The sequence below is a fragment of the Pantoea deleyi genome (assembly GCF_022647325.1).
In the GTDB taxonomy this organism is placed as follows: Bacteria; Pseudomonadota; Gammaproteobacteria; order Enterobacterales; family Enterobacteriaceae; genus Pantoea; species Pantoea deleyi.
On record NZ_CP071405.1, the window covers coordinates 2,421,957 to 2,438,714 of the forward strand.

The 16,758-nt window shown below is 58.1% G+C and carries 17 protein-coding genes; 12 read left to right on the plus strand and 5 right to left on the minus strand.

Annotated features, from left to right (window positions below; all coding sequences use genetic code 11):
* Window positions 1-195 precede the first annotated feature (195 nt).
* The 3 genes from J1C59_RS11430 to icd form a co-directional block, all read right to left on the minus strand.
* Complete coding sequence (locus tag J1C59_RS11430) at window positions 196-480, minus strand: hypothetical protein (protein ID WP_242281327.1); 285 nt, start codon at window positions 478-480, stop codon at window positions 196-198.
* Between the two features lie 74 nt (window positions 481-554).
* Entirely contained in the window at window positions 555-752 is a 198-nt protein-coding gene (locus J1C59_RS11435) for a hypothetical protein (protein ID WP_128085120.1), read from the minus strand.
* Between the two features lie 327 nt (window positions 753-1,079).
* A complete protein-coding gene (icd, locus tag J1C59_RS11440; protein ID WP_128085119.1) occupies window positions 1,080-2,330 on the minus strand; it encodes an NADP-dependent isocitrate dehydrogenase in 1,251 nt (416 codons plus the stop codon).
* 104 nt (window positions 2,331-2,434) lie between these two features.
* Between icd and rluE the strand changes: the two genes are divergently transcribed.
* The 8 genes from rluE to J1C59_RS11480 all read left to right on the plus strand — a co-directional run bounded on the left by rluE (window position 2,435) and on the right by J1C59_RS11480 (window position 10,287).
* Window positions 2,435-3,097 (plus strand): 23S rRNA pseudouridine(2457) synthase RluE, encoded by a 663-nt coding sequence (gene rluE, locus J1C59_RS11445; protein ID WP_128085118.1) that lies wholly within the window; start codon window positions 2,435-2,437, stop codon window positions 3,095-3,097.
* 44 nt (window positions 3,098-3,141) lie between these two features.
* Window positions 3,142-3,615, plus strand: coding sequence for an NUDIX domain-containing protein (locus tag J1C59_RS11450; protein ID WP_128085117.1), 474 nt, complete (start codon window positions 3,142-3,144; stop codon window positions 3,613-3,615).
* Between the two features lie 42 nt (window positions 3,616-3,657).
* A complete protein-coding gene (gene mnmA / locus J1C59_RS11455) occupies window positions 3,658-4,770 on the plus strand; it encodes a tRNA 2-thiouridine(34) synthase MnmA (RefSeq protein WP_128085116.1) in 1,113 nt (370 codons plus the stop codon).
* A 42-nt stretch (window positions 4,771-4,812) separates the two neighbouring features.
* The gene (gene hflD, locus J1C59_RS11460; RefSeq protein WP_128085115.1) at window positions 4,813-5,454 is read left to right on the plus strand and encodes a high frequency lysogenization protein HflD; all 642 of its coding nucleotides are present in this window, start codon (window positions 4,813-4,815) and stop codon (window positions 5,452-5,454) included.
* A gap of 44 nt (window positions 5,455-5,498) precedes the next feature.
* Window positions 5,499-6,869, plus strand: coding sequence for an adenylosuccinate lyase (purB, locus tag J1C59_RS11465; RefSeq protein ID WP_128085114.1), 1,371 nt, complete (start codon window positions 5,499-5,501; stop codon window positions 6,867-6,869).
* A 104-nt stretch (window positions 6,870-6,973) separates the two neighbouring features.
* On the plus strand, window positions 6,974-7,642 hold the full coding sequence (gene phoP, locus J1C59_RS11470) for a two-component system response regulator PhoP (RefSeq protein ID WP_111138681.1): 669 nt from the start codon (window positions 6,974-6,976) through the stop codon (window positions 7,640-7,642).
* Window positions 7,643-7,644: 2 nt separating this feature from the next.
* Window positions 7,645-9,105, plus strand: coding sequence for a two-component system sensor histidine kinase PhoQ (phoQ, locus tag J1C59_RS11475; RefSeq protein WP_128085113.1), 1,461 nt, complete (start codon window positions 7,645-7,647; stop codon window positions 9,103-9,105).
* Between the two features lie 57 nt (window positions 9,106-9,162).
* Entirely contained in the window at window positions 9,163-10,287 is a 1,125-nt protein-coding gene (locus tag J1C59_RS11480) for a ribosomal protein uL16 3-hydroxylase (protein WP_128085112.1), read from the plus strand.
* 68 nt (window positions 10,288-10,355) lie between these two features.
* Here J1C59_RS11480 and pepT read toward each other — a convergent pair whose 3' ends face one another.
* Complete coding sequence (pepT, locus tag J1C59_RS11485) at window positions 10,356-11,585, minus strand: peptidase T (protein ID WP_128085111.1); 1,230 nt, start codon at window positions 11,583-11,585, stop codon at window positions 10,356-10,358.
* A 313-nt stretch (window positions 11,586-11,898) separates the two neighbouring features.
* On the opposite strand from pepT, the gene potA reads away from it, so the two are divergent.
* Genes potA through potD form a run of 4 tightly spaced genes read left to right on the plus strand, consistent with a single transcriptional unit; the run spans window position 11,899 to window position 15,683 of the window.
* The gene (gene potA / locus J1C59_RS11490) at window positions 11,899-13,014 is read left to right on the plus strand and encodes a spermidine/putrescine ABC transporter ATP-binding protein PotA (RefSeq protein ID WP_128085110.1); all 1,116 of its coding nucleotides are present in this window, start codon (window positions 11,899-11,901) and stop codon (window positions 13,012-13,014) included.
* Window positions 13,007-13,858, plus strand: a complete 852-nt coding sequence (gene potB, locus J1C59_RS11495; protein ID WP_128085131.1) for a spermidine/putrescine ABC transporter permease PotB — start codon at window positions 13,007-13,009, stop codon at window positions 13,856-13,858. The genes potA and potB overlap by 8 nt, the downstream gene beginning before the upstream one ends.
* Complete coding sequence (potC, locus tag J1C59_RS11500; RefSeq protein ID WP_128085109.1) at window positions 13,855-14,628, plus strand: spermidine/putrescine ABC transporter permease PotC; 774 nt, start codon at window positions 13,855-13,857, stop codon at window positions 14,626-14,628. Before potB ends, potC begins: the two co-directional genes overlap by 4 nt.
* 11 nt (window positions 14,629-14,639) lie before the next feature.
* On the plus strand, window positions 14,640-15,683 hold the full coding sequence (potD, locus tag J1C59_RS11505; RefSeq protein WP_128085108.1) for a spermidine/putrescine ABC transporter substrate-binding protein PotD: 1,044 nt from the start codon (window positions 14,640-14,642) through the stop codon (window positions 15,681-15,683).
* Window positions 15,684-15,816: 133 nt separating this feature from the next.
* On the opposite strand, the gene cobB is transcribed toward potD, so the two are convergent.
* A complete protein-coding gene (gene cobB, locus J1C59_RS11510; RefSeq protein ID WP_128085107.1) occupies window positions 15,817-16,650 on the minus strand; it encodes a Sir2 family NAD+-dependent deacetylase in 834 nt (277 codons plus the stop codon).
* Window positions 16,651-16,758 lie beyond the last annotated feature (108 nt).

Below are 16,758 nucleotides of genomic sequence, written 5' to 3' on the forward strand. Positions count from 1 at the left end.
CAGCAAATTAGTCAGCGCAGTGTCAGATTGGTTCCATAGTTAGTTTTTTGTTAAGTACCGGCGCGGCACCTTACAGTAAGGATTCTCTCCGGTGAGAGCCAGGATGGGATTCCGGCTGTGATAGTGCCAGCAAGGGATGTCAGGCGCGGCATAGCCACCGGTGTCGGCAACCGGTGCCTGGCAGAGTGCAGATTGTCAGTCGCTGCTTTTTGTCAGCAGGCTGATAGCCAGCTTCATAACGGGTTCTGAAGGGATACCGTTAAACATCCTCTCAATGTTTTCTGAAATCGCGTCGCGCGTAAGTGGCTTATCCTCGGCCAGGATCTCCAGCACAGCCTGGCCAAACAGCAGGCGGCATGCCGCAATAGCATCATCGACTGACTCATCGTCCATCCTATCCTCCCTGTATTTCTGCTGCAGACTACACCGCGGCGGCATCACGATCATGTTCAACGGCGCTTTTTGCGTGTCGGATTCCATAAACCCCCTGACCCGTTTTATGCCAGCCTGGCCCGGCAGAGTTCATGCCGGGCGCGTCCTTCAGCGGGCAGGCATTAGCAGAGCGTATCGTTTAACAGCTCAAGTGCCACACTGTAAACCAGCGCAGGCTGCGCATCGGGCAACATGCCCTTTATCTTTGCTTCCAGCGCGTAATTGGTCACCGGCTGATCTTCGGCTAATAATTCCAGTACCGCCTGACCAAACATCAGGCGGCAGAGATGAATCGCGTCTTTTGTATATTTCGTATCCATACATCCTCCATAGCGTGAGCATTTACAGTAACGCTATAGCGGCGCAGACAGAGACGCGAAGTGGCTTTTCACGCCGTTTTTACAGTGGCATCGGATAATATAATTTGCAGAAGTATTACAATTTACGTCTAAAGGAAATGTATTGTTACACCTGCGCGGGGCATCGTTTTCCGGATGGGGCGCATGTTAAAGGGATGTTTCTTGTAGCGACAACGCTAAGCGGTGTCTGTTGAAGCCGAAGAAGTGACGATAAGAGAGGACAGAACCGGACGCGTGGGCAGTATAAAGCCAGCACAGAATTAAACGCTGTGCTGGCTCAGGCAGTGATTACATATTTTCGATGATCGCGTCGCCAAACTCTGAACATTTCAGCAGTTTAGCGCCATCCATCAGGCGTTCGAAATCGTAAGTCACAGTCTTGTTAGCGATAGCGCCTTCAACACCTTTAACAATCAGGTCAGCCGCTTCGAACCACTCCAGATGACGCAGCATCATCTCTGCAGACAGGATGACAGAACCTGGGTTCACTTTATCCTGACCGGCATACTTCGGTGCGGTGCCGTGGGTGGCTTCGAACAGCGCACATTCGTCACCGATGTTAGCGCCTGGAGCGATACCGATACCGCCCACCTGCGCAGCCAGGGCGTCAGAGATGTAGTCACCGTTCAGGTTCATACAGGCGATCACGTCATATTCAGCCGGACGCAGCAGGATCTGCTGCAGGAACGCATCCGCGATCACATCTTTCACGATGATCTCTTTGCCGGTGTTCGGGTTTTTGAACTTCATCCACGGGCCGCCGTCGATCAGTTCGCCGCCGAACTCTTCTTTCACTAACTGGTATCCCCAGTCTTTGAAAGAGCCTTCGGTGAACTTCATGATGTTGCCTTTGTGAACCAGCGTCAGTGAATCACGATCGTTGGTGATGGTGTATTCCACTGCAGCACGCACCAGACGCTTGGTGCCCTCTTCAGAACACGGCTTAACACCGATACCACACTGCTCAGGGAAGCGAATCTTCTTCACGCCCATCTCTTCACGCAGGAACTTGATCACTTTGTCCGCTTCGGCAGAGCCCGCTTTCCACTCGATACCCGCATAGATATCTTCGGAGTTCTCACGGAAGATCACCATGTCGGTCTCTTCAGGGCGTTTTACCGGGCTTGGGGTGCCTTTGTAGTAACGTACCGGACGCAGGCAGACGTAGAGGTCAAGCTCCTGACGCAGAGCCACGTTCAGTGAACGAATACCGCCGCCGACCGGGGTAGTCAGTGGGCCTTTGATTGCCACGCGATATTCTTTGATTAAATCCAGCGTTTCCTGTGGCAGCCAGACGTCCTGGCCGTAGAGTTCGACTGATTTTTCACCGGTGTAAATCTCCATCCAGGAGATCTTACGCTCGCCGTTGTAGGCTTTCTTCACCGCCGCGTCGACCACTTTCAGCATTACCGGGGAAACGTCAACACCGATACCGTCACCTTCAATGTAAGGAATGACCGGATTGTTTGGCACTGTCAGCTTGCCCTGATTCAGGGTGATTTTTTGACCTTCCGCCGGAACAACTACTTTGCTTTCCATTAACCTCTCCTGGGCGTTTGTTAATGATTTGTAAGATGCGGGTCAATACTACTTGAATATTTACGCCACGCCAATCATCGCAATTTCACGTTATAATGCGCCGAATGTTTCTGACTGCAAAGCCCATGCGAAAAACTTCTCAACGAATTCACCAGGATAAACGATTCAGCCGCCCGACGCGTGATACGCGGCGTGCGCCTGCCCGCCCGGCGGCCCCGCGCCGCGTCATTCTGTTTAACAAACCCTTCGACGTTCTGCCGCAGTTCACCGATGAAGCGGGCCGCCGCACGCTGAAAGATTTTGTCAGCGTGACAGAGGTCTATGCCGCCGGTCGCCTCGACCGAGACAGCGAAGGACTGATGGTGCTCACTAACGACGGCGCCCTGCAGGCCGCGCTGACACAGCCCGGTAAGCGCACGGGCAAGGTCTATTATGTGCAGGTGGAGGGCGAGCCACAGGAGGCGGATCTGCAGCCGCTGCGGGATGGGGTTAATCTGAAAGATGGCCTGACGCTGCCCGCCGGCATCGAAAAAGTGGCCGAACCGGCGTGGCTCTGGCCGCGTCAGCCGCCGATCCGCGAGCGCAAAAGCATTCCGACCCAGTGGCTGAAGGTCACGCTTTATGAAGGCCGCAACCGGCAGGTTCGCCGGATGACCGCCTATATCGGCTTTCCCACCCTGCGGTTGATCCGCTTTGCCATGGGGAGTTATACGCTCGACGATCTGGCCCCGGGCGCATGGCGCGACATCAGCGACAGCCCGTGCTGAAAACCGTTTTTTTATAACCTCAGGTTAACAATTGCGGAGAAAGGATGTTTAAACCTCATGTTACTGTCGCCTGTCTGGTTCAGGCAGAAGGTGAACTGCTGGTGGTGGAGGAGACGATTAACGGTCGCGCCACCTGGAACCAGCCTGCCGGGCACCTTGAAGCCGACGAAACGCTGCAGGAAGCCGCCGCGCGCGAGCTGTATGAAGAGACCGGGATCGCGGCGCAGATGCACTATTTCCTCGGGATCCATCAGTGGATCGCCCCGGACAGTACACCTTTCGTGCGTTTTCTGTTTGGTGTCGATCTGGCGGAAAAAGCGCCTGCGCAGCCGCACGACAGTGACATCGATTGCTGCTGGTGGCTGCCGCCAGCGCAGATTCTCACGGCCTCTAACCTGCGTTCGCCGCTGGTGGCGGAGAGCGTACGCCTGTGGCAACAGGGTATCCGTTATCCGTTGCATCTGGTCAGCCCGTTCCGCTGGCCGTTTCATGAGGGTGCGCGCCTGCCTTCAGCATGATAGAATGCGCCGCCTGTTTTTTTATCGTAATGCGAGCGTGTCATGTCTGACAACAGCCAGAAAAAAGTGATCGTCGGTATGTCCGGCGGCGTCGATTCTTCCGTTTCCGCCTGGTTACTGCAGCAGCAGGGTTATCAGGTTGAAGGCCTGTTCATGAAGAACTGGGAGGAGGACGATGGCGAGGAGTATTGTACCGCCGCGGACGATCTGGCCGATGCGCAAGCGGTGTGCGACAAGCTCGGGATTAAGCTGCACAAAGTTAACTTTGCTGCGGAATACTGGGATAACGTCTTTGAGCATTTCCTCGAAGAGTACAAGGCCGGTCGTACGCCTAATCCCGATATCCTCTGCAACAAAGAGATCAAATTCAAAGCGTTCCTGGAGTTCGCCGCAGAAGATCTTGGCGCCGATTTCATCGCGACCGGTCACTACGTGCGTCGCAAGGATGTGGCGGGCCAGAGCCAGCTGTTACGCGGGCTGGATGGCAACAAAGATCAGAGCTACTTCCTCTACACGCTGAGCCACCAGCAGATCGCCCAGAGCCTGTTCCCGGTCGGTGAGCTGGAAAAACCGGAAGTGCGCCGCATTGCTGAGCAGCTGGATCTGATCACCGCGAAGAAGAAAGACTCGACCGGCATCTGTTTTATCGGCGAGCGCAAGTTCCGCGACTTCCTGGCGCGCTATCTCCCGGCACAGCCTGGCGAAATCGAAACCACCGAAGGCCAGATTGTCGGTGAGCATCAGGGGCTGATGTACCATACGCTGGGGCAGCGTAAAGGTCTGGGCATTGGCGGCCTGAAAGAGAGCAAAGATGACCCGTGGTATGTGGTCGATAAGGATGTGGCGCGTAACCGCCTGATTGTCGCCCAGGGTGGCGATCATCCGCGACTGATGTCCGTTGGCCTGATTGCGCAGCAGCTGCACTGGGTCGATCGCAATCCGATCACCGCCCCGCTTCGCTGCACCGTGAAAACCCGCTATCGTCAGACCGACATTCCCTGTGAGATCCTTCCGCAGGGCGATGACCGGATTGAGGTGCGTTTCGACGAGCCGGTTGCCGCCGTTACGCCGGGCCAGTCCGCGGTGTTTTATCTTGGCGACATCTGCCTCGGTGGCGGTATTATTGAACAGCGTCTGCCGCTGGTGACAGAGTAAGCGGGCCTGGCCCGCATTGATGACGCGTAAACAGGAGTAACCGTGGCGAAAAATTATCAGGACATCACGCTGGCGCTGGCGGGCATCTGTCAGTCCGCGCATCTGGTGCAGCAGCTGGCTCAGCAGGGCCACTGCCAGCCGGAGGCGCTGACCGTCTCGCTGCGCAGCGTGCTGGATCTCAATCCTGGCTCCACGCTGGCGGTGTTCGGCAACAGTGAAGCTAACCTGCGCCTCGGACTCAAAACCCTGATGGCGATGCTGAACAGCACCAGTCGCCAGGGCGCCGGGGCTGAACTGACCCGTTATACGCTGAGCATGATGGTGCTGGAGCGCAAGCTCAGCGGCAGCCAGTCCGCCATGAACACGCTGGCGCAGCGTATCAGCCAGCTGGATCGTCAGCTTGCTCACTATGAACTGGAGTCGGATACCATTCTCAGCGCGATGGCGGGCATCTACGTAGATGTGATCAGCCCGCTGGGCCCGCGCATCCAGGTCACCGGCTCTCCGGCGGTTCTGCAGAATACCCAGGTTCAGAGCAAGGTTCGCGCCACCCTGTTAGCCGGTATCCGTGCTGCCGTACTGTGGCAGCAGGTCGGTGGTGGCCGACTGCAACTGATGTTCTCGCGTCAGCGTTTGCTGCGTGAAGCGAAAACCCTCTTATCCCGGCTGCCACTGACTTACTAAGTCGGTGCGGCAAAACACTGCTAAATGATTCAGGAGTTGCACTGATGGAATTATCCTCTCTGACCGCCGTCTCACCTGTCGATGGTCGTTACGGCGATAAAGTCAGCCCGCTGCGTGCGATTTTCAGCGAATTTGGTTTGCTGAAATTCCGCGTTGAGGTTGAAGTTCGCTGGTTACAAAAACTGGCCGCGACCGCAGAGATCAAGGAAGTTCCTGCATTTGACGCTGACGCAAACGCTTTCCTTGATGCGATTGTCGCCGGTTTCTCCGAAGACGATGCCGCGCGTATCAAAACCATTGAGCGCACCACCAACCACGATGTGAAGGCGGTAGAGTATTTCCTGAAAGAGAAAGTCGCCGATCTCCCTGCCCTGCACGCCGTCTCGGAATTCATCCACTTCGCCTGCACCTCCGAAGATATCAACAACCTGTCGCACGCGCTGATGCTGGAAACGGCGCGCCGTGACGTGATCCTGCCTTACTGGCAGCAGCTGATTGGTGCCGTGAAAGGGCTGGCCAGCGAATACCGCGATATTCCGCTGCTCTCCCGTACCCACGGCCAGCCCGCGACCCCTTCCACCATGGGTAAAGAGATGGCGAACGTCGCTTACCGCATGGAGCGTCAGCTGCGTCAGCTGAACCAGGTCGAAGTGCTGGGTAAAATCAACGGCGCGGTTGGCAACTACAACGCCCACATTGCCGCCTATCCTGAAGTGGACTGGCACACGCTGAGCGAAGAATTTGTCACCTCGCTGGGCGTGACCTGGAACCCTTACACCACCCAGATCGAGCCGCACGACTACATCGCCGAGCTGTTTGACTGCATCGCCCGTTTCAACACCATCCTGATCGATTTCGATCGCGATATCTGGGGCTATGTGGCGCTGAACCACTTCAAACAGAAAACCATCGCCGGTGAGATTGGCTCCTCGACCATGCCACACAAGGTCAACCCGATCGACTTCGAAAACTCCGAAGGCAACCTGGGCCTGGCGAACGCCGTGCTGCAGCACCTGGCCAGCAAACTGCCGGTTTCCCGCTGGCAGCGTGACCTGACCGACTCCACCGTGCTGCGTAACCTCGGCGTGGGCGTGGGTTATGCGCTGATCGCCTATCAGGCCACGCTGAAAGGCATCTCCAAGCTGGAAGTGAACCGCGATCGCCTGCTGGACGAACTGGATCACAACTGGGAAGTACTGGCCGAGCCGATCCAGACCGTGATGCGCCGTTACGGCATCGAAAAGCCGTATGAGAAACTGAAAGAGCTGACGCGCGGCAAGCGCGTGGATGCCGCCGGTATGCAGGCCTTTATCGACAGCCTGGCGCTGCCGGAAGAGGAAAAAGTGCGTCTGAAGCAGATGACGCCGGCAAACTATCTTGGCCGTGCTATCCAGATGGTTGACGATCTGAAATAATGCCCGCCGCAGACCGGTTCTCTCCGGTCTGCGTTAACATCTTGTTTAATACATTTCGCGTATACTTTCTGCAGGTTGACTCAAACAGAGTGTAAGGAATTTCTATGCGTGTTCTGGTTGTTGAAGACAATGCCCTGCTGCGCCATCATCTCGCCGTCCAGTTACGTGACATGGGCCATCAGGTCGATGCCGCCGAAGACGCCAAAGAAGCCGACTATTTTCTGCGGGAACACCTTCCGGATATCGCGCTGGTGGATCTTGGCCTGCCGGATGAAGATGGCATGTCGCTGATTCGCCGCTGGCGCAGCGATGCCGTCCGTCAGCCAATCCTGGTGCTGACCGCCCGCGAAGGCTGGCAGGCGAAAGTCGAAGCGCTGGAAGCCGGTGCGGATGACTACGTGACCAAGCCGTTCCATATTGAAGAAGTGGCCGCACGTCTGCAGGCGCTGATGCGTCGCAACAGCGGGCACGCCTCGCAGATCATCGATATGCCGCCGTTCCAGGTGGATCTCTCCCGTCGCGAACTCACGGTGAATGAGGAGCCGGTGAAACTCACCGCCTTTGAGTACACCATTGTCGAGACGCTGATCCGCAACGCCGGCAAAGTGGTCAGCAAAGATTCGCTAATGCTGCAGCTCTATCCGGATGCAGAACTGCGCGAGAGTCACACCATCGACGTTCTGATGGGCCGTCTGCGCAAAAAGATTCTGGCGCTGCACCCGACTGACGTGATCGCCACCGTGCGTGGCCAGGGTTACCGCTTTGATCTCTGACCATGTCCTGGTTTAACCGCTATCGCCCTATCTCGCTGCGGGCCCGCTTTCTGCTGGCCTCTGCAGCCATCGTTCTCTTCCTCTCTCTCTCTTACGGTATGGTCGCGGTCATCGGCTATGTGGTGAGTTTCGACAAGAATACCTACCGCGTGATGCGCGGTGAGAGCAACCTGTTCTTTACGCTGGCGCAGTGGCATGACAACAAGCTCACCATCGCCCAGCCGGAGCGGATGACGCTTAACTTTCCGACGCTGGTGTTTATCTACGATGAGCAGGGCAAGCTGCTGTGGCAGCAGCGCAACGTGCCCGATATCCGGAAAAAGATCCGCCGGGAATGGCTGCTGAAGCCGGACTTCTACGAGATTGATACCAGCAACCACACCAGCATGATGGCGATGGGTAACAACATCAATGCGCAGCGGCGGCTCAACGACTGGGATACGGACAGCAACGACACTTTCACGCACTCAGTCGCCGTTAACCGTTACGATGCCACCACCAATCTGCCTGCGCTCACCATCGTGGTGGTGGACTCGATCCCGCAGGAGCTGCAGCACTCGGACGTCGTCTGGTCGTGGTTCAGCTATGTGCTGGCGGCGAACCTGATCCTGATTGTGCCGCTGCTGTGGCTGGCCGCGCACTGGAGCCTGCGGCCGATCGGCACCCTGACCCAGCAGGTGCGTGAACTGGAGACCAGCCAGCGCGAAAACCTGGCGGACAATCCGCCGCAGGAGCTGCGCAGCCTGGTGCGTAACCTCAACCTGCTGCTGACGAATGAGCGGCAGCGCTACACCCGTTATCGCACCACCCTCTCCGACCTGACCCACAGCCTGAAAACGCCGCTGGCCGTGCTGCAGAGCACGCTGCGGTCGCTGCGCAACGGAAAAGAGCTGACGGTGGAACAGGCAGAGCCGGTGATGCTGGAGCAGATCAGCCGCATCTCGCAGCAGGTGGGTTACTATCTCCATCGCGCCAGTATGCAGGCCGATCACAACCCGCTGCAGCGCGACCTGCACTCCGTTTCCGGCCTGCTCGACAGCCTCTGTTCGGCCCTGAACAAAGTCTATCAGCGCAAAGGCGTGGCGATTACGCTTGATATCTCGCCGGAGCTGACCTTCGTCGGCGATCAGAACGACTTTATGGAAGTGCTGGGCAACGTGCTCGATAACGCCTGCAAATATTGCCTGGAATTTATCGAAGTCAGCGCGTTTCAGAGTGAAAACGTGCTGCACCTCTACATCGACGATGATGGCCCCGGCATCCCCGAAAGCAAGCGCGATCTGGTGTTCGTCCGCGGCCAGCGCGTGGATACCCTGCGACCCGGTCAGGGATTAGGCCTGGCGGTGGTGCGCGATATTCTCGAACAGTATGAGGGTAACGTCATCGCCTCCAGCAGCGCACTGGGCGGCGCACGAATGGAAGTGATCTTTAAGCGCCAGGAAGTCGAACATCGCCGCGAGTAGAAACCTTCCGGGGCTGTTATACTTGCTGGCATTTGCAGCCCTAAGCGGAACCCTTGTATGGACTATCAGCTCGATCTTAACTGGCCCGATTTTATTCAGCGCTACTGGCAGAAACGCCCGGTGGTGCTGAAGCGTGGTTTTAAATACTTTGTGGATCCCCTTTCACCGGATGAACTGGCCGGACTGGCGATGGAAAACGAGGTGGATAGCCGCCTGGTCAGCCATCAGGATGGCAAATGGCAGGTCAGCCACGGCCCGTTTGAGAGCTACGATCATCTGGGCGAGAACAACTGGTCGCTGCTGGTTCAGGCAGTGAACCACTGGCATGAGCCTTCCGCGGCGCTGATGCGCCCTTTCCGTTTCCTGCCCGACTGGCGCGTTGACGACCTGATGGTGTCGTTTGCCGTGCCTGGCGGCGGTGTCGGCCCCCATTTCGATCAGTATGATGTCTTTATTATTCAGGGAATGGGCCGCCGTCGCTGGCGCGTCGGGGAAAAGGTGCCGCTGAAGCAGCACTGCCCGCACCCGGACCTGCTGCAGGTCGAACCTTTCGACGCCATCATTGATGAAGAGATGGAGCCGGGCGATATTCTCTATATTCCGCCGGGATTCCCGCACGAGGGCTACTCGCTGGAGAACGCGCTGAACTACTCCGTCGGCTTCCGCGCCCCCAGCGGCCGTGAGCTGATCAGCGGCTTTGCTGACTACGCGCTGGCCAATGAGCTGGGCAGCCTGCGCTTCAGCGATCCGGACGTACCGGCGCGTGACTGTCCGTCGCAGATCCTGCCGCAGGAGATTGAAGGGGTGCGTCAGCTGATGCTGGATGTGGTCAATCAGCCTGAACACTTTGAACGCTGGTTCGGCGAATTCATTTCGCAGTCACGCCATGAACTGGATGTCGCGCCGCCGGAACCGCCTTATCAGCCTGACGAGATCTACGATGCGCTGCAGCAGGGCGACGCCCTGAGCCGGTTAGGTGGCCTGCGTGTGCTGACGATTGGCAATGCGGTCTATGTGAACGGTGAGCAGGTTGAGTGTTCGCGTCCGGAGGTGATGGCAGTTCTGGCCCATCACAGTCGCATCACGCTCGACGATCTGGGTGATGCGCTGGACGATCCGGCGGTGCTGGCGCAGATTGCCGGTCTGGTGAATGCCGGTTACTGGTACTTCGGCGACGAATAAGCCGCGCGGCGCATCCGTGCGCGGCGGCTGAATCAGGCTCTCTGCGATGCTGGCAGAGAGCCTTTTTTTTAATCCTTCTTCTGCGCCGCCAGCTCTGACAGGCGGACAATCACCTCGACCGACTTCGCCATGATATTCAGTGAGGCGAACTCATGCTTGCCGTGGTAGTTGTAGCCGCCGGTAAAGATGTTCGGGCACGGCAGACCTTTCCATGACAGGGCCGACCCATCGGTTCCGCCGCGAATCGGCTTCACCACCGGCTCAATGTCGCAGTCGCGCATCGCCTGCAACGCCAGCTCGATGATGTGCGGGAACGGCTCAACTTTTTCACGCATGTTGCGGTAGCTGTTGGTGATCTCGACCGTGATCGAGCAGTCTTCATGCAGGGTCTTGTTGATCTCCGCAGCAATCTGCAGCAGCGTCTCTTTACGCTGCTCGAAACTCCCGGTTTCAAAATCACGGATGATGTAGAGCATCTCGGCGTGTTCAACAGTGCCCTTGATCTGATGCAGATGATAGAAACCCTGATAGCCGTCGGTGAACTGCGGTTTTTCGCTGGCCGGGACCGCCGCGTGGAACTGGTTAGCCAGGTCCAGCGCATTCACCATGACCCCTTTAGCCGAACCGGGATGCACGTTGTTGCCGACGATTTTCACGGTGGCCGAGGCCGCGTTGAAGTTCTCATACTCGAACTCGCCCAGATCGCTGCCGTCGATGGTGTAGGCCCAGTCTGCGGCAAAGGCTTCTACGTCAAAGTGCGAGGTGCCGCGGCCAATCTCCTCATCGGGCGTAAAGGCCACGCGGATAGCGCCGTGCGGCCTGTCGCTGGCGACCAGCTCCGCCATCGCCGTCATAATCTCGGCGATGCCCGCCTTGTCGTCCGCGCCCAGCAGGGTTTTACCATCGGTGGTGATTAGCGTGTGGCCGATCAGCTTGTGCAGCACCGGGAACATCACCGGCGACAGAATCTCGTTGCCGTTACCCAGCGCGATATCGCCGCCGCGATAGTTCTCGATGATCTGCGGATTCACATGCTTCGCCGTGAAATCGGGCGAGGTATCCATGTGGGAGATGAAACCGATGACCGGCGTCGGCCAGTCAACGTTGGCGGGCAGCGTACCCATCACGCAGCAGTGATCGCTCAGGGTGACATCCACAAAGCCCAGGGCCAGCAGCTCCTCCTGCAGCTGACGCGCCAGCGTCCACTGCCCTTCACTGCTGGGCACCTGGCGCGCCTGCGGCTTAGCCTGGGTCTCAACTGCCACATAACTCAAAAAGCGCTCAAGTAACTGTTCCATATCCCATCCTTTAAAAGTGCCGTCCGCTATTATTCACAGACCCGCCGAACGCAATGTTGCGTAAAATCATTCGCAGACAGGTTAGCGCTGTCGGGGACCTTTGGGAAAGCGGTAAGCCTGAAAAAAGCGACGCACCCGGCGAATGTTGCGGTAAATCCCGCAATCTTTTCCGTCATTGCGCCCATTAGCCCCGATCGGGCAGGCAAATCATGGCATTACCGTATTTTTCAGGTATCATCCGCCCTCTTTGCTGGCTGGCTGCGCGATGCGGCTACGCTGAAACCTGTCCGACCTCTAACAGACTGAGACTAAAATGACGCAAACACGCGCACAGCAGGCGCTGGTTACGCTTTCTGGCATCAGTAAAGCTTTCGACGGTAAAACCATCATTGATGATTTTAACCTGACCATTCATCACGGTGAGTTTATCACCCTGCTCGGCCCGTCGGGCTGCGGCAAAACGACGATCCTGCGCCTGATCGCCGGTCTCGAAGATGCCGACCGCGGCCAGATCACGCTCGATAATCAGGATATTACCGACACGCCCGCCGAGCATCGTCACGTCAATACCGTGTTCCAGAGCTATGCGCTGTTCCCGCACATGACGGTGTTTGAGAACGTGGCGTTTGGCCTGCGGATGCAGAAAACGCCGGCGGCGCAGATAAGCGAACGGGTTAACGAAGCGCTGGCAATGGTGCAGCTGGAGAGCTTCGCCGATCGGCGTCCGCATCAGCTCTCTGGCGGTCAGCAGCAGCGGGTGGCGATCGCCCGCGCCGTGGTCAACCGGCCCAGAGTGCTGCTGCTGGACGAATCACTCTCGGCGCTGGACTACAAGCTACGCCGTCAGATGCAGAATGAGCTGAAGGCGCTGCAGCGTAAGCTCGGCATCACCTTCGTCTTTGTCACGCACGATCAGGAAGAGGCGCTGACCATGTCCGACCGTATCGTGGTGATGCGCGATGGCAAGGTGGTGCAGGACGGCACGCCGCGCGAAGTCTACGAAGAGCCTGAAAACCTGTTTGTCGCCCGCTTCATCGGCGAAATCAACCTGTTTGACGCCGAGGTCATCGCCGCCGATGAGGCGCCTGCGGTGCGGGCGCGCGTTGAGGGGCGCGAGTGTCAGATTCACTGCCCCTTCCCGGTCAGCGCCGGTGACCGGCTGCATGTGATGCTGCGGCCGGAAGATCTGCGGGTCGACGAGGTCCATGATGAGCGCCCGGCAGATGGCCTGATTGGCTATGTGCGCGAACGGAACTATAAAGGCATGACGCTGGAGTCCGTCGTCGCGCTGGAGAATGGCAAGCTGATTACGGTCAGCGAATTCTTTAATGAAGACGATCCGGACTTCGACCACTCGCTGAATCAGAAAATGGTGGTGAACTGGGTGCCAGGCTGGGAGGTGGTACTGCCCTATGAAGCTGATGCGTAATGGTTTTCAGAAGTGCGTCATCGCGCTGATTGTCGGCTGGCTGACGCTGTTCGTCTTTATTCCTGATCTGATGATCTTCGTCACCAGCTTTCTGACGCGTGATGAAGCCCGTTTCGTCAGCACGACGCCGACGCTCAGCAACTATGGACGCCTGCTCGATCCGCTCTACGCCGGGGTGCTGCTGCACTCCCTGAATATGGCGCTGATCGCTACACTCGGCTGCCTGCTGCTGGGCTATCCCTTCGCCTGGTGCCTGACGAAACTGCCGCCGCGCCGGCGTCCGCTGATGCTGTTCCTGTTGATTGTGCCGTTCTGGACCAACTCGCTGATCCGCATCTATGGCCTGAAAATCTTCCTCAGCACCCGTGGCTGGCTGAACGACGGCCTGCTGTCGCTGGGGCTGATCGACAAGCCGTTTCGCATCATCTATACGCCGGAAGCGGTGATCCTGGGTCTGATTTATATCCTGCTGCCGTTTATGGTGCTGCCGCTCTACTCCAGCCTGGAGAAGCTGGACAGACCGCTGCTGGAAGCGGCGCGCGACCTGGGTGCCGGTAAACTGCAGACCTTTTTCCGGGTGATTCTGCCGCTGACCATGCCCGGCATCATCGCGGGCTGCCTGCTGGTGTTTATCCCGGCGATGGGGCTGTTCTATGTTGCCGATCTGATGGGCGGCGCCAGGAACCTGCTGATCGGCAATATTATCAAGAGCCAGTTCCTGAATATCCGTGACTGGCCACTGGGGGCCGCCACCAGCGTCGTCATGACCCTGATAATGGGGCTGCTGCTGCTGATCTACTGGCGCGTCGCGCGACTGCTGAATAACAGGGTGGATTTAGGATGATGGCTCGCCTGTTACGCGGCGCGTTTATGGCGCTGATTTACGCCTGGTTTTACATACCGATTGTGATTCTGATCGTCAATTCGTTTAACGCCTCCCGGTTCGGTATTAACTGGCAGGGCTTCACGACGACGTGGTATAGCCTGCTGGTGAACAACGACAGTCTGCTTCAGGCGGCACAGCATTCGTTAATCATGGGCGTGCTCTCTGCCAGCTGCGCCACGCTGATCGGTGCCCTCACCGCCGTGGCACTCTATCGCTATCGCTTTCGCGGCAAGCCGTTTGTCAGCGGCATGCTGTTTGTGGTGATGATGTCGCCGGACATCGTGATGGCGATCTCCCTGCTGGTGCTGTTTATGCTGCTGGGCATTTCGCTGGGCTTCTGGTCGCTGCTGATCTCCCATATCACCTTCTGCCTGCCGTTTGTGGTGATTACGGTCTACTCACGGCTGAAAGGGTTTGATGTGCGGATGCTGGAGGCGGCCAGAGATCTCGGTGCCAGCGAAACGACCATCCTGCGCCGGATTATCCTGCCGCTGGCGATGCCTGCGGTCGCGGCGGGCTGGCTGTTGAGCTTTACCCTCTCCATGGATGATGTGGTGGTCTCGTCGTTCGTCACCGGCCCGACATTTGAGATCTTACCGCTGAAGATCTACTCCATGGTCAAGGTTGGCGTCTCACCGGAGGTGAATGCGCTGGCCACCATTTTACTGCTGCTGTCGTTGCTGCTGGTTGCGGCCAGCCAGTGGTTACTGCGCGACAGAAATCGATAAGAGGAAAGATGATGAAAAAGCGATCTCACTGGCTGGCGGCAGGTGCGCTGCTGCTGGGCATGAACGTGGCTCAGGCCGACGACAGCAACACGCTCTACTTCTATAACTGGACGGAGTATGTGCCGCCAGGGCTGCTGGAGCAGTTCACCAAAGAGACCGGGATTAAGGTGATCTACTCCACCTATGAGTCCAACGAGAGCATGTACGCCAAGCTGAAAACCTGGAAAGAGGGCGCTTACGATCTGGTGGTGCCCTCGACCTACTTCGTGGCGAAGATGCGTAACGAGGGGATGCTGCAGAAGATCGATAAAAGCCAGCTCAGCAACTTCAGTAATCTCGATCCCGATCTGCTGAATAAGCCGTTCGATCCCAACAATGACTACTCGATCCCCTATATCTGGGGCGCCACGGCGATCGGCGTGAATACCGACGAGATCGACGCCAGCAAGGTGACCCGCTGGGCCGACCTCTGGAAGCCGGAATATAAGCAGAGCCTGCTGCTGACCGACGATGCGCGCGAAGTGTTCCAGATGGCGCTGCGCAAGCTGGGTTACTCTGGCAATACCCGCGATCCGGCGCAGATTAAAGCGGCGTATCTGGAGCTGAAAAAACTGATGCCTAACGTGCTGGCCTTCAACTCCGATAATCCGGGGAACCCTTATATGGAAGGCGAGGTGAATCTGGGGATGCTCTGGAATGGATCGGCCTATGTCGCGCGTCAGGCGGGTACGCCGTTAGCGGTGGTCTGGCCTGAAGAGGGCGGCATCTTCTGGATGGATAACCTGGCGATCCCGGCCAATGCGAAAAACAGAGCCGGCGCCCTGAAGCTGATTAACTTCCTGCTGCGCCCGGACGTCGCCGCCAGAGTCGCGGAGACCATCGGTTATCCCACGCCAAACCCTGCCGCCAAAGCCCTGCTGCCACCGGCCGTGGCGAACGATCCCTCGCTCTATCCGCCCGCCGACGTGATTAAACATGGCGAATGGCAGGATGACGTGGGTGAGGCCAGCGTTCAGTACGAAACGCTGTTCCAGCAGCTGAAAGCCGGCCGCTAGCGCCGCCGTTTCTGAAGAGGACGTGGCTGAAGGGCGCGGATCAGGCGGGCCAGCCAGGGCCCGCCTGACGGCGTCGGAGCAGGGATTGATCTCAGACGCCGGAACTGCGCCAGGCCAGCCTCACCTGCCCCGCTTACCGGAAGCAACCGCGCAGCAGGGTGTGAACAAACTCCGGCACCACCTCGCTTGCGAGGCCATAGTGCCGCTCGGCAAACTCATTGCCGACCTGGCTTGGTTCAAGATTGAGTTCAACCGTGTGCGCGCCCTGCAGTTTAGCCTCATGCACGAAACCCGCTGCCGGGTAGACGTGGCCCGAGGTGCCAATCGCGATAAAGTAATCGGCCTGCTCCAGCGCCTGATAAATCTCCTCCATACCCAGCGGCATCTCACCAAACCACACCACATGCGGCCGCAGCGCTGAGGGGAACTGGCAGCAGGTGCAGCGATCGTCCGGGGTAATATCCCCGGTCCATTCGATCACCTGACCGCTGGAGACGCAGCGCACTTTTAACAGCTCGCCGTGCATGTGCAGCACCCGGCTGTTACCGGCCCGTTCATGCAGGTTGTCGATGTTCTGCGTCACCAGCAGGAAATTATCGCCCAGCACCTGCTCCAGCTCCGCCAGAGCCAGATGGGCCGCGTTGGGCTGGATCTCTGCCTGCTGAAGCTGCTGGCGGCGCGCGTTGTAGAAGCGCTGCACCAGCGCCGGATCGCGCTGAAAGCCCTCGGGTGTCGCCACATCTTCAACGTGATGCTCTTCCCACAGGCCGTCAGCGGCGCGGAAGGTCCGGATGCCGGACTCCGCAGAGATACCCGCGCCGGTCAGTACGACCACATGCGGCAGAGGATGGGCGGCCAGTTCGGCCTGACGGTCGCGCTCAAAAATGCGCTGACGGAAGCGCTGATGCACCTTTCTCCGGGTTTTCTTCAGGCGGGCAAGTCGCAGGCGGCGACGTGGTGTACGCATAAAATCTCCTGGCGTAGCGGCTGCGGCGAGCCGCTATAAACAGTTTCCGGGTAACTTCACCCGATAGTAACGGTTGCTGCGGGCCTGGCCCTACAGCAAAGGTCTTAA

What these genes read in the sequence shown, in the direction of transcription:
- phoQ (WP_128085113.1), top strand. Translation starts at nt 7,645, where the DNA reads ATGTCCTGGTTTAACCGCTATCGCCCTATCTCGCTGCGGGCCCGCTTT.
- cobB (WP_128085107.1), bottom strand. Translation starts at nt 16,650, where the DNA reads ATGCGTACACCACGTCGCCGCCTGCGACTTGCCCGCCTGAAGAAAACC.
- phoP (WP_111138681.1), top strand. Translation starts at nt 6,974, where the DNA reads ATGCGTGTTCTGGTTGTTGAAGACAATGCCCTGCTGCGCCATCATCTC.
- J1C59_RS11450 (WP_128085117.1), top strand. Translation starts at nt 3,142, where the DNA reads ATGTTTAAACCTCATGTTACTGTCGCCTGTCTGGTTCAGGCAGAAGGT.
- rluE (WP_128085118.1), top strand. Translation starts at nt 2,435, where the DNA reads ATGTTTCTGACTGCAAAGCCCATGCGAAAAACTTCTCAACGAATTCAC.
- potC (WP_128085109.1), top strand. Translation starts at nt 13,855, where the DNA reads ATGATGGCTCGCCTGTTACGCGGCGCGTTTATGGCGCTGATTTACGCC.
- J1C59_RS11430 (WP_242281327.1), bottom strand. Translation starts at nt 480, where the DNA reads ATGGAATCCGACACGCAAAAAGCGCCGTTGAACATGATCGTGATGCCG.
- potA (WP_128085110.1), top strand. Translation starts at nt 11,899, where the DNA reads ATGACGCAAACACGCGCACAGCAGGCGCTGGTTACGCTTTCTGGCATC.
- pepT (WP_128085111.1), bottom strand. Translation starts at nt 11,585, where the DNA reads ATGGAACAGTTACTTGAGCGCTTTTTGAGTTATGTGGCAGTTGAGACC.
- J1C59_RS11435 (WP_128085120.1), bottom strand. Translation starts at nt 752, where the DNA reads ATGGATACGAAATATACAAAAGACGCGATTCATCTCTGCCGCCTGATG.
- potD (WP_128085108.1), top strand. Translation starts at nt 14,640, where the DNA reads ATGAAAAAGCGATCTCACTGGCTGGCGGCAGGTGCGCTGCTGCTGGGC.
- icd (WP_128085119.1), bottom strand. Translation starts at nt 2,330, where the DNA reads ATGGAAAGCAAAGTAGTTGTTCCGGCGGAAGGTCAAAAAATCACCCTG.
- purB (WP_128085114.1), top strand. Translation starts at nt 5,499, where the DNA reads ATGGAATTATCCTCTCTGACCGCCGTCTCACCTGTCGATGGTCGTTAC.
- mnmA (WP_128085116.1), top strand. Translation starts at nt 3,658, where the DNA reads ATGTCTGACAACAGCCAGAAAAAAGTGATCGTCGGTATGTCCGGCGGC.
- J1C59_RS11480 (WP_128085112.1), top strand. Translation starts at nt 9,163, where the DNA reads ATGGACTATCAGCTCGATCTTAACTGGCCCGATTTTATTCAGCGCTAC.
- potB (WP_128085131.1), top strand. Translation starts at nt 13,007, where the DNA reads ATGCGTAATGGTTTTCAGAAGTGCGTCATCGCGCTGATTGTCGGCTGG.